12 protein-coding genes are annotated in these 12,819 nt (G+C 34.2%); all 12 read left to right on the forward strand.

Going from position 1 to position 12,819, the window contains the following annotated elements; genetic code table 11:
- The 12 genes from pseG to pgi all read left to right on the forward strand — a co-directional run bounded on the left by pseG (position 1) and on the right by pgi (position 12,819).
- Entirely contained in the window at positions 1–1,098 is a 1,098-nt protein-coding gene (gene pseG, locus IAE20_RS12545) for a UDP-2,4-diacetamido-2,4,6-trideoxy-beta-L-altropyranose hydrolase (protein ID WP_200461116.1), read from the forward strand.
- A complete protein-coding gene (gene pseH / locus IAE20_RS12550) occupies positions 1,092–1,607 on the forward strand; it encodes a UDP-4-amino-4,6-dideoxy-N-acetyl-beta-L-altrosamine N-acetyltransferase (RefSeq protein WP_200461115.1) in 516 nt (171 codons plus the stop codon). The genes pseG and pseH overlap by 7 nt, the downstream gene beginning before the upstream one ends.
- Before the next feature lies 1 nt (position 1,608).
- Positions 1,609–2,658 carry a pseudaminic acid synthase gene (gene pseI / locus IAE20_RS12555; protein ID WP_200461114.1) on the forward strand — a complete coding sequence of 350 codons (1,050 nt, stop codon included), beginning with the start codon at positions 1,609–1,611 and terminating at the stop codon, positions 2,656–2,658.
- A gap of 2 nt (positions 2,659–2,660) precedes the next feature.
- A complete protein-coding gene (locus tag IAE20_RS12560) occupies positions 2,661–3,866 on the forward strand; it encodes an oligosaccharide flippase family protein (protein WP_200461113.1) in 1,206 nt (401 codons plus the stop codon).
- Positions 3,851–4,801: a glycosyltransferase family 52 gene (locus IAE20_RS12565; protein ID WP_200461112.1), complete on the forward strand. Its 951-nt coding sequence runs from the start codon at positions 3,851–3,853 to the stop codon at positions 4,799–4,801. Before IAE20_RS12560 ends, IAE20_RS12565 begins: the two co-directional genes overlap by 16 nt.
- Positions 4,802–4,803: 2 nt before the next feature.
- The gene (locus tag IAE20_RS12570) at positions 4,804–5,871 is read left to right on the forward strand and encodes an EpsG family protein (RefSeq protein ID WP_200482419.1); all 1,068 of its coding nucleotides are present in this window, start codon (positions 4,804–4,806) and stop codon (positions 5,869–5,871) included.
- Positions 5,872–5,893: 22 nt separating this feature from the next.
- Complete coding sequence (locus tag IAE20_RS12575) at positions 5,894–6,970, forward strand: glycosyltransferase (protein WP_200461110.1); 1,077 nt, start codon at positions 5,894–5,896, stop codon at positions 6,968–6,970.
- Positions 6,970–8,022 (forward strand): glycosyltransferase, encoded by a 1,053-nt coding sequence (locus IAE20_RS12580; RefSeq protein ID WP_200461109.1) that lies wholly within the window; start codon positions 6,970–6,972, stop codon positions 8,020–8,022. Before IAE20_RS12575 ends, IAE20_RS12580 begins: the two co-directional genes overlap by 1 nt.
- 318 nt (positions 8,023–8,340) lie before the next feature.
- A complete protein-coding gene (locus IAE20_RS12585; RefSeq protein WP_200461108.1) occupies positions 8,341–8,958 on the forward strand; it encodes a sugar transferase in 618 nt (205 codons plus the stop codon).
- A gap of 28 nt (positions 8,959–8,986) precedes the next feature.
- The gene (galU, locus tag IAE20_RS12590; protein ID WP_200461107.1) at positions 8,987–9,862 is read left to right on the forward strand and encodes a UTP--glucose-1-phosphate uridylyltransferase GalU; all 876 of its coding nucleotides are present in this window, start codon (positions 8,987–8,989) and stop codon (positions 9,860–9,862) included.
- 21 nt (positions 9,863–9,883) lie between these two features.
- Positions 9,884–11,149, forward strand: a complete 1,266-nt coding sequence (locus IAE20_RS12595; RefSeq protein ID WP_200461106.1) for a nucleotide sugar dehydrogenase — start codon at positions 9,884–9,886, stop codon at positions 11,147–11,149.
- Positions 11,146–12,819 (forward strand): glucose-6-phosphate isomerase, encoded by a 1,674-nt coding sequence (pgi, locus tag IAE20_RS12600; protein WP_200461105.1) that lies wholly within the window; start codon positions 11,146–11,148, stop codon positions 12,817–12,819. The genes IAE20_RS12595 and pgi overlap by 4 nt, the downstream gene beginning before the upstream one ends.

Here is a 12,819-nt window from a genome sequence, read left to right on the forward strand (position 1 = left end):
ATGAAATTTTGTTTTCGAGCTGACGCATCTTTACAAATAGGTTCAGGACATGTTGTTCGCTGTTTAACCATTGCTGATGCTTTAGCAATACATGGTCATAAAAGCTATTTTATCTGTCGTTCGCATCAAGGTAATTTAATTGAATTTGTCAGACAACGTGGTTATACCGTCTATGTCTTACCAGAGCCTTCCCTGAATGCTTGTCAAGATTTGACAGAATATCAGCGCTGGTTAGGTGTGACTGAGCAACAAGATGCTCAAGAAACCCTAGAAATTTTGAAAAAACATACTGTAGACTGGATGATCGTAGATCATTATGGTTTATCTGCAATATGGCAACAAAACATTCGCCTAAAGGTTAAACGGATTGTTGCTATTGATGATTTGGCAAACCGATTACATGATGCTGATATCATTTTGGATTGTGGCTTAGCACATACTTCTTCAGATTATGCAAAATTAAATTATCGCAAAGGCCACTATTTAATGGGACCAAGTTATGCTTTATTGCGTCCCGAATTTCATAGCAAACGATTATGGCTAGAGCAGCATCCAAAAACATATCACCATGATAAGTTAAAAATTCTGGTGAATTTAGGCGGAATAGATAAAGATAATTTAACAGGAACGGTGTTAGAACGTTTATCTCATGACCAACAACGACAGTATTTATCTGTTACAGTCGTGATGGGGATTAATGCGCCTTGGAAAGATTTAATTTTAGAACAATCGAAAAAACTTCCATTTACCAATAAAGTTTTGATTAACGCCAATAATATGGCGGAATTAATGGCTGAACATGATTTAGCGATTGGTGCTGCAGGTAGTACAGCTTGGGAAAGATGCTGTTTAGGGCTACCTACGATTATGATCTGTATGGCAGAAAACCAGAAAATGATTGCAAAAGATTTGCATGATTTGGATGTGGCGATATCTCTAGATCAAGCAGATATTCATGAAAAGTTATCACAGGCATTGCAACAACTTGACCAAGAACGACTAAAGCTCATGTCTCAACAGGCGTTAACTGTTACAAATGGTTTAGGTGTAGATTTGCTGTTACAAGTAATGTTTTCAGAGGAATTTAATACATGTTAAATCCAAAAAATGCAAAGCTCAGAGTATTGAGTGATGATGATCTGGAAATGGTGCTGCAATGGCGTAACCATGATGATATTCGCAAGTGGATGGTCAACACGGATGTAATTGCTTTAACTGATCATTTTGCTTGGTTTGAGCGAAACAAGAATAGAACGGATCGCTTATTCTATATTTTTGAATATCAGAACCAACCACAAGGTTATGTTTCCTTTGTTATGATCCCAAATAGTACAGTCTATGAATGGGGTTTTTATATAAAACCCGATGCTGAAAAAGGAATGGGGCAGTTATTAGGCAATGTTGCATTGAACTACGCATTTGAGAAGCTTGGTTTAGATAAGGTTTTTGGTCAAGTATTAGCTTTTAACGAGAAATCCATAAATTTCCATAAAAAAATGGGTTTTTTAAATGAAGGTATACTGAGAAAACATTTTAAAGATGACCGTGGTGAATTTAATATACATCAGTTTGGTTTGTTACGAGAAGAATGGTTAGAGGACAAATGAGATGAACAAAAAAATTACAATTAATCATCGTGACATTGGTACAGGTTTTCCACCGTATATTATTGCTGAGCTTTCAGCAAATCATAACGGCAGCTTAAATACGGCACTCAAAATTATTGAAGAAGCCAAACGCTGTGGTGCCGACGCGATTAAATTACAAACTTATAGTGCAGATACCATCACACTGAATAGCCAAAATGAAGAGTTTATGATTCGTGGCGGTTTATGGGATGGGCAGTCCTTGTATGAACTTTATCAAAAAGCTCAAATGCCATGGGAATGGCATAAGCCACTGTTTGAACATGCACGTGCTTTAGATATCACGATTTTTAGTTCTCCATTTGATCGCACAGCAGTAGATTTGCTTGAAGAGCTGAATGCCCCAGCCTATAAAATTGCTTCTTTTGAAGCGGTGGACTTGCCACTTATTAAATATGTGGCTTCGACTGGTAAACCCATGATTATCTCTACAGGCATGGCGAATAAAGAGGAAATTGGTGAGGCAATTCAAGCTGCTTACGATGGTGGATGTAAAGAGCTTGTGGTTTTACATTGTGTGAGTGGTTATCCTGCACCTGCGGAAGATTATAATCTGCTGACTATGGTGGATATGGCAAAATCTTTTAATGTGCCGGTTGGGTTGTCAGATCATACTTTAGATAATACGACAGCCATTACTTCGGTTGCCTTGGGTGCATGTCTGATCGAAAAGCATTTTACGCTTGACCGTAATGGTGGTGGGCCAGATGATAGTTTTTCATTAGAACCCAAAGAACTTCAGCAATTGTGTCAAGGTGCAAAAACTGCATGGCAAGCGCTTGGTCATGTAGATTATGGTCGAAAATCAAGTGAACAAGGTAATGCTCAGTTTAGACGCTCACTTTACTTTGTAAAAGATTTAAAAGCAGGTGACATAATTGATGAATCAAGCATCCGAAGCGTACGCCCAGGGTTCGGTTTACCACCTAAGTTTTATGATAAAATTTTAGGAAAAAAAGTAACACAAGATGTTAATTTGAATACACCAGTAAAATTAGAAATTATTAGCTAATTATGCGTGTATTAAAAGATAGTTTTATTTATTTGATTGGGGAGCTTTTTGCGAAAAGTCTCCCTTTTCTGATGTTGCCTTACCTAACAAGAAAGCTTGGGCCAGACGGTTTTGGTGAGTTGTCTTATTATTTAACCTTGCTTGCATTATTCGGTATTTTTGTTGGTTTAAGCCAAGAGGGGGCGGTTACGCGATATTTCTATTTTTATGGAAAAAAAGCGTTAAATACTGTGGTTAAGGCGGGATATTTATTTAATATTATTATTTCTATTTTATTGTTGCTCGGATGCTGGTGGCTTAAAGCTGAAATTATGGCATATATTGTACTAGCTACTATGTTTCAGTCTTTTGTTAACGTACAACTTGCCTTAAGGCAGTGCCAGAAGCAACCACTTAAATATATTACAATTCAAATTATATTATCTTTAACAAATGTGTTATTCACCATAGCTGCTCTTGAATACTTCAGTCAAGATTTAGTAGCTTATCGTATACTAGCAATCGTTATTTCAAACCTAACAACATTCCTAATTGCTAGTTTTATATTAGGAGACCTGTTTACAGATGATTATCGCTTTACATGGCAAAGATTGCGTTTAGGCCTATTTTATATTTTCTCATTTGGGTTACCATTGATCCTGCATCAATCAAGTTTTTTTATAAAGGGTCAGTTAGACAGAATTTTTATTTACCAACAATACTCTAAAGCAGAGCTCGGAATTTATTCAGCAGGGGTACAGATAGCGGCTGTACTGCCAATTATTCTTATGGCACTCAATAAAGCAATTGTACCGTATTACTATCAAGGTCTTAAGGATAACTCATTATCTATAGCAAAAATAAAAAAGTACACATTGTTTAGTCTCCCTTTAAGTGTACTACCCGCAGTAGTGGGCTGGCTACTACCTGAGCAAGTATATCTCTGGTTTTTAGGGAAAAATTATATTGGTTCAAAATACTTTGTAGTAACCTATTTGTTAGGATATGGGGCCAACTTTCCATATTTAATATTAGTGAATTATTTGTTCTACTATGGACTTAATAAAACAATCGCTACTATTACCTTTATTAGTTCACTCTTTTATTTAATATTATTAATTTATTTTAGTAGTAAATCAATTAATTTCATTCCTTATGCCCTTATATTTTCTAATTTACTAATGTTAACAATTTTATATGCTGTGGTGGCAAAATGCAAAAAAATCTAATTGTTTGTATGACTCCTTTACAAGCTATGATAGCTGAAAAAATTATTAGTAATAGTAAAGAAAAATTCGATATTATATATATTGCTGACTTAACAGATAAAAATAAAAATTATTTTTTAAGATTGCTAAATATTTGTAATGAGGGGATTTTTATAGTGCATCCTAAAAATCTAATAGAATTTTTGAAATTTAAAGTAAAAATTATTAAAATAAGAAATTTTGAGTATAAGAGCGTATATGCTGCAAATATTGATCGAAAAATAATTCAATATTTATATTCATTAAATTTAAAAGCAAATTTTTATACTTTTGATGATGGGGTGGGAAATATTATTCCAAAGAGTTCCTTTAATATTGAGGAAGATATATCAATAGGGAAAAAGATTTTTTGGCGTTTACTGGGGGTAAAAGTAAATAGCTATTACATAAAAGAACATTCTAAAACTCACTATACGATTTTTAATTATATAAAAAATATTATTGATAAAGTTGAATATGTTCAGTTAGTGCCAAATTTATATATTGAGGATAATGAAGGAGATAGTATAAAAATTTTTTTAGGGCAACCTATGGCTGAAATAAATGACAAGTACAATAATATTTTTATATCTAACTTATTAGAAAAATTTCAAATAAATCTATATTTTCCTCATCCTAGAGAAAAGGATGTTAAATTAAATATAGATATTATTGAAAGTCCAAAGGTTTTTGAAGAATATGTAATTGATTTAATGCGAGATAGTCGGTGTAAGGTTGAGATATATAGCTTTTTAAGTACCGCTATAATTAATATTTCTCAAATTAATAATATAGAGGTTAAATATATTTGTGATTATTATTTAATGGAGAAATATAAAGAATTTTATAAAATTGCTCAAGATTATTTTAATATCAAAGTAATTAATTTTGAAGACGGAATAAATGAGGTTGGTTGAGAATGTATTTATATTTTTTCATATGGATTTATATTATTGTTGCTAATTTTTTAAGTAACTATAAAACCTCATTAAGTAAATTGTTTTTTATTTTTACTATGGTTTTTCTAATATTTTTTATTGGATTAAGGTTTCAAATTGGTGGCGACTGGTATAGTTATCAATTAATCTATGAAATTTTCATTGGAGAAAAATTTAAAGACGCTATACATATTGCTGAACCAGGTTACTCTCTTTTAAATATTTTAGGTTTACATTTTGGTTTTGCTGATACTTTATTTGTAAATTTAATGTCAGCAGTAATAATATGTTGTTTTCTTTATTTAAGTTTTGTTCAACTAAATAAGTATTGGTTGTGTTTACTTATTTACTATCCTTGTCATATACTAACTTTGTCCTTAGGTTATACTAGACAATCAATAGCAGTAGCAATTATAACGTATTCTTTTGTTAAGCTCTTCGAGAATAAAAAAATAGGCTTTATATTTTATGTGATTTTAGCTTCTATGTTTCATCGAACAGCTATCCTATTGTTAATATTTTATCCATTGCAATTATTGATGAATAGAAGAAATATATTAATTTTATATCAATTTTTTTCATTATTTTTAATAACAGCTTTACTGTATATATCTAGTATTTATGATAGTAATATTTATACAAGTGATAATTCTGAAATATCATCTTCGGGTGTATTTATGCGAATTGCTTTGCATATAATACCCTTGCTTTGTTATTTTTATTTTCGTAAAAAAATATTTTTAAATAATAATGAAAGACAGTTACTTGATTATTTTGTTATGTTGATTATTTATTGTTTATTTTTGGCTTTTATTTACTCGACCTTAGTCGATCGATTTAATTTCTATTTAATATTTTTTGATTTATTTGTCATTGTTTCTACCTATAAATATTTAACTAGTAAAAGCAGATTCTTATTTATATCTGTATTGGTAATATTTTACACGATTTTTATTTTAATTTGGTTATTAAATAGCAAGTTCGTTTTATCGGCGTGGACGCCTTATCAAAATTATTTAATAGATTATCTTTTAAACTATGTTTTTTAAAAGTGTGGAGTATTAATTTCATATGAATATTTTACATATAGCTCCAGAATATAAGTGGTCTAAAATCTTTATTTTACCTATTGCTAATTATCAAATACATCAAGGAAATGAAGTTTGGATATCTGCTCCTAATGTCCTGAAAAATACTTCCGAGCTTGACGCAGTTAAATTTGTTTCTTGGAATAGTAAGTATAAAAATGTTGTTAAGCATATTGGTAGGCTTTTTCTTGTTTTGAAAATGGTGCATAAGTACAAAATAAATAAAATATATTTTCATACTACAGTAGATTCGACCTTAAATATTTTTATTCTTAGACTGTTTAGTTCGGCTCAGCTGGTATACGTGAACCATGGTGTGCCCTACTTGGGTTATAACTCAATAATGCAATATATATTAAAACTATGTGAGATTGTTAATATTAATTTTTCTCATCGTTCTGTTACAATTACTCAATCTATGAAGCAATTACTTGGGCCTTTAAATTATAAAAAAAAGGAAATTGCTGCTTTAACTCCTGGTACATTGGTCGGGGTGAAAATCCCTTATTCGAGTTATACCGACTTACAATCTGCCCGTGAGTTATTGAAAAAAAACTCTAATAAATCAATATTAAAAATATTATATGTTGGGCGACTAGAGCACCGAAAAGGTATTTACGATTTAATTGAAGCAATAAATCGTACAAATCTGAACTGTGAATTAACTGTTTTGGGTGGCACAGCTAATGAATTGGAAACGGAATTAGATTTATCAAAAGTAAAATTTGAAGGCTTTAAATCTGATTTGTACTCTTATTATTTAAATGCTGATTTACTGTGTGTACCTTCTCATCATGAAGGTTTTGGGCAAGTTTATTTAGAAGCAGCTGCTCATGGTGTGATTCCAGTGTGTTGTAATATTCCAGGGCCAACAGATTTTATAAAACACAACACAAATGGTTTTATTGTTGAAGCTAAATCTCCCGATTCAATTCTAGAGTTATTCGAAGAGATAAATTTAAAAAAATTTGATTTAGATGCGATTCAAAAGCAAGCTTTTGAATCGGTTCAAGCATATGAATCATTTCAAGTAATTAGTAACAATATGGATCATTTCTAATGACTATTTATTTTGTAACGAATGGCATTAACCGTATGGCAGGTACAGAGCGCGTTATTGTTCAACTTGCACAAGCCCTTGAAGATGTCATTATTCTCGTTCCAGGAAGTGAGCAATGTGCTTTTTCTAGATGTAAAGACTTAAATATACAATCATTAGAAGTTGGTGAATTTCCAACCCATAATAAGTTAGCTAAAATTATCCATAGATTAAACTATTTCCGTAAGCTGAAATCGATTCTCAAAAGAAACGATACGGTTATAAGTTTTTCTTTTGATTTAAATTTAGTAAATATTAGACTTTCAAAAATATTAAATTATACCCCTATAGTCTGTGAGCACATCGAATATAACTATCATAAAGGGATTAGGAATCTCATTAGAAAAAAATTTTATAGTCAAGATACGGTTACCTTAGTCTGTTTAACAGAGACGGATAAGAGAAAGTTCTTAAATGATGGCATCCGTACACTTGTAATTCCTAATTTTATTTATCCTTTAGATAGTAAATATAACAGTAAATCAAAAAAGGCCCTATCAATAGGGCGGTTGGAGTTTCAGAAAAATTTTGCTTTCCTTATTGAAGCATTCCATTTATCTAAAATTTATGAGAATGGATGGGTTCTCGATATCGTAGGCGAGGGCTCGGAACAGAAAGAGCTTGAAGAAAAAATTAAATTATTAAATATGAATGAGTTCATTAGAATTCATCCATTTACTAAAAATATATCAAAATTTTATCAAGATTCAGCACTTATGTGCATGACGAGTAGATTTGAAGCTTTTCCTATGGTTCTATTGGAAGCTATGAATAACTCTTTACCTGTCCTTGTGAGCGATTTCCCTACAGGAGCTAGAGAAATTTTAGGTGAAGAAAATACACAAATTGTAACGGACTATACACCTGAGGCGTTTGGTAAATTATTAGCCTCTTTTTGTGTAGATGAGAATTTACGGAAAACTTTATCAAAGCAAAATTCAGAGTTAATACGTAAATATTATCCTGAACAAATTGTAAAATTATGGAAAGAGTTAGTAGAGCAAAAAAACTAAAGGATGATTTTATAGAAGCTGGAAGTGATGAATGATGGTATGGAAAAGTTGTGAATTAAATCAATAACTTTTTTGTGTTTTGAGGGTAAGTGATTATACGCTGCCCATGTAAATCTAATCTTAAGGATTTGATTTTTGAGTTACTTAAGTTAATTAAAGTTACAAGATTTGAAAGGGAAGATGTAATACAATACTTTAAATCTTAACTGTTTTATCATAATCGATTAACCTTCCTTTTTTGATAAAAGGAAAGGTTAATTATAATTTATTGATTTAAGCGTTTTTTACTGAAGAATTGAGAAAAGAGTGAATGAAAATATGAAGCGTCTAGTAGATATAGTGATTTCTTTAGTAGCCTTAATAATTTTATCGCCAATATTCCTGATGGTAGCTTACAAAGTTCGAAAAAATCTTGGTTCACCGATTTTCTTTTGTCAGGAACGCCCAGGTCAAAATGGTAAACTTTTTAAAATGATCAAGTTTCGCTCGATGAAAGATGCTTTCGATAAAGACGGCAATGTATTGCCCGATGAAAAACGCATTACCCCTTTTGGGCAAAAGTTACGTTCGACTTCGCTCGATGAAATGCCACAACTCATCAATGTTCTTAAGGGTGATATGAGTGTTGTTGGCCCCCGTCCTATGTTGAAAGAATTCGTTGAATTATATTCACCTGAACAAGCGAGACGTTTAGAAGTCCGTCCAGGTATGACAGGTCTCGCACAAGTGAGCGGTCGTAATGAGCTGGATTATGAAGAACGATTTAAGTGTGACGTATGGTATGTTGATCATCATAATGTTTGGGTTGACTTTAAAATTATGTTTAAAACCGTTGAGGTCATGACCAAGCGCGAGGGAATTAATGCACCTGGTCATGTTGGACCTTCATTATTTAAAGGCAATAGCTCGCAAGAGCAAGACGAAGTTAAATCTTAATTTTTTATTTAAACAGTAATATTTTCACATGATCAAAAAAGCAATTTTACCAGTAGCAGGTTTAGGCACCCGTTTTTTACCTGCAAGTAAATCTATTCCCAAAGAAATGGTCACTGTGGTTGACCGTCCAGCCATTGAATACGTGGTACATGAAGCTGTTGCAGCGGGTATAGAGCAAATTATTTTGGTCACTCACTCTTCTAAAGCTTCGATTGAAAATTATTTTGATCGTAACTTTGAACTTGAAACGACTTTAGAAAATAAAAAGAAATTTGATCTACTCAAAGAAATTACCGAGATTGTTCCTGCCCATGTCAGTGTGGTCAGTGTCCGTCAACCACAGCCTTTAGGCTTAGGTCATGCAGTACTTTGTGCAAAAAGTATTGTGGGTAATGAGGACTTTGCTGTGTTATTGCCCGATGTACTCGTTAAAGCAAAATCTGAGCAAAATGATTTAGCTCGAATGATTCAGCGTTTTGATGAAATTCATGCAGCGCAAATCATGGTAGAAGCGGTACCTGACGATTTAGTAGATCAATACGGCATTGTTGATGTCGCGATCATTCCAGAAGAAGGTCAAAGCCAAATCATGCAGGGGATTGTCGAAAAACCTGCGGTAGGTTCTGCACCATCCAATCTTTCAGTAGTGGGGCGTTATGTTTTGCCCGCTAAGATTATGCAGTTATTAGAACAAACGCCTAAAGGTGCTGGTAATGAAATTCAACTTACCGATGCAATTGCCATGTTACAACAGGCGGACAATGTCGAAGCCTATCGCATGCAAGGACAGACTTTTGACTGTGGTAGCAAACTTGGTTATTTAAAAGCGGTGCTGCATTATGGAATTGAACATCCTACGCTAGGACAAGATTTTAAATCACTGATTCGTGAGCTCGACCTTTAAGTAGAAATTTAGGTATAAAAAATGAAAATTGCAATATTGGGTACCACATTGCAGGCTGGAGTTATGGCAGCTTTGTTAGCCGAATATGGCAATCAGGTGTATTGGTGTCATCAGCATTCTCATCTATCGGCTAAACCGACGACGATTCATTATCAAGATGAAGACGTGAATCACCGTTTAGCCAAACAGCGCGAAAATAAAAATCTGTTTCAAATTGGTTTTGCAGATATCCCCTTGGATATTCATGCTTATTTATTTTGCTATAACCCAGCAGAATTTGAACTTGCACTGAATACATTAAAACAACTTGCGTTGCGACCAATTATTCATCCACGTCTGATGGTGAATGGTTCAACTTTTGGTTTACATGGAACTGAAAAACTCAAAGCTATTTTGCCTAATGATCATTGGGTATATTTCCCAGATGTGATCCAGGAAGGCAATGCGATTAATAGTATTCTCAATGTTAAACACATTATCATTGGGGTTGAGGCTGAAGCTTCAAAAACTATTATTGAAGAGTTACTTCGACCTTTCTTCAGATATCAAAATCAATATTTATTCATGCCGATCCTGGATGCTGAATTTACCAAATTAAGTATTTCAGGCATGTTGGCAACTCGTATTAGTTACATGAATGATTTGGCTCTTGTGGCTGAAAAGCTAGGCATTGATATTGCCAATGTGCAGCAGGGAATGGGCGCAGATACCCGTATTGGCTCGGCTTATTTATCAGCTGGGGTCGGTTTTGGTGGTGAAAATTTCTCGCATGATATTTTGACGCTGTCTAGCGAAGTTTCTAAAAGTGGAGCGAAAAGTCGTTTATTAGAACAAGTCTGGGAAATTAACGAGCAACAAAAAGAAATTTTGTTTCGTAAACTCTGGAATTATTACCATTCAGATTTAAAAGGAAAAACAATTGCAATATGGGGCGCTGCTTTTAAAGAAAATAGCTCCAGTATTCATAATTCCCCGATTCATGCGATGTTAGCAGCATTATGGGCACAAGGTGCAAATGTGAAATTGCATGATCCCCAAGCATTACAGGAAATTTACAAAGCATATGGCGAACGTGATGACCTAAGTTTGAGTTTGGATGCTTATGATGTCACTGAAGATGCAGACGCGCTTTGTGTGATGACGGGATGGAAACAATATTACAGTCCAGATTATAAAAAACTACAGCAAATGATGCGACATCCGCTTATTCTGGATGGACGTAATCTTTATGATCCTTACTTTGTGAAGGCTCAAGGCTTTGCTTATGAAGGTATTGGACGAATATGAGCGAAAATATCGAAAAATTTCCAAAGCAAAATAAAAAATCAGCAGAAATACAGCTTCAACAATTTGCTGAAAGAATGCAGAAGACTCATCTCAATCAGCTGTTTGCTGAGCAAAAAGATCGTTTCGAGTCGTTTTCACTTCGTTGTGACGATCTTGTTTTTGATTTTAGTAAACATCGGATTAGTGATGAGGTCGTAGAGTCCTTAGTGGCTTGGGCTGAGTCTAAAGACTTAAATCAATGGATTAAAAAATTATTTTCAGACCAAGCGATTAATTACACGGAACAACGTGCAGCGATGCATTGGGCATTGCGCTTGCCTAAAAATACTATGCAATTCTCTGAGCTTTCAACGCAAGTCAATGAGCAGTTGGATCGTATGTTTCAGCTGGTTGAAAAAATTCATGCTGGACAATATCGCGGTGTAACAGGTGAAGTCATTCACGATGTGGTGAATATCGGGGTGGGTGGTTCTGATTTAGGTCCCTTAATGGTCACCCATGCGTTGTCTGACTTTAAAGTTAAAACAGCAAAGCCTCTAAACGTTCATTTTGTATCGACCATGGATGGTAGTCAGCTTTCTGATTTGCTGCACCAATTGCGTCCAGAAACCACGCTATTTATTATTTCATCCAAATCATTTGGAACGATTGATACGCTCTCCAATGCAGAAACAGTACGTTTGTGGTTAGAAAAAACATTAGGGCAACGTGAGTGCATCTTAAAAAGCCACTTTATTGGAGTTTCGACCAAGCCTGAAAAAATGAGTGAATGGGGCATCCATCCTGACAACCAGTTACTCCTTTGGGATTGGGTCGGTGGTCGTTATTCCTTATGGTCATGTATTGGTTTACCTATTGCACTTAAAATTGGCGCTCAGGGTTTTCAGGAGCTACTAGCGGGCGCCTATCAGGTGGATCAGCATTTTCGTCAGGCCCCATTTCATGAAAACGTGCCTGTGATGATGGGACTGCTTGGAGCGTGGAATACTAATTATCTAAATATGCAAACCCATGCGGTCCTGCCTTATGACGGTCGCTTGAAATATTTTGCATCTTATCTGCAACAGTTGGAAATGGAATCAAATGGTAAATCAATCCAACGTAATAATGACAAAGTAGAATCGAGCACCTGTCCAATTGTATGGGGTGAAGTAGGGCCAAATGCACAACATGCTTTTTATCAATTATTGCATCAGGGTACGCATGCGGTAAGCTGTGATTTTATCGCACCTATCCACCGTTACAATGCGAATCATTTTACCTATGTTGAAAATGCTGAGGCATTGATTGAACAGCACCATTTGGCATTATCTAACTGTTTGGCGCAGTCTCGACTTTTGGCCTTTGGTAATCAAGCACTCGATCAAACTGAACTGGAACAGCTTCCTATTTATAAACAATATACAGGTAATCAGCCAAGTTCTACCTTGCTAATTAATGAATTGAATCCTAAAACCTTGGGCATGCTGATTGCGTTATACGAGCATAAAGTTTTTGTACAATCTGTATTATGGAATATTAACCCCTTTGATCAATGGGGGGTGGAAAAAGGCAAGGAAATTGCCAATCAAATTCTACCGATTTTAAATGGTCAACAACAAGAGACAGCACATCTGGATGCCTCAACTCAAGGTTTGATTGAATTGCTGCTCGGTAATAAAAAGGGTTAG

The sequence above is a fragment of the Acinetobacter sp. S54 genome, assembly GCF_016624945.1.
GTDB lineage: Bacteria > Pseudomonadota > Gammaproteobacteria > Pseudomonadales > Moraxellaceae > Acinetobacter.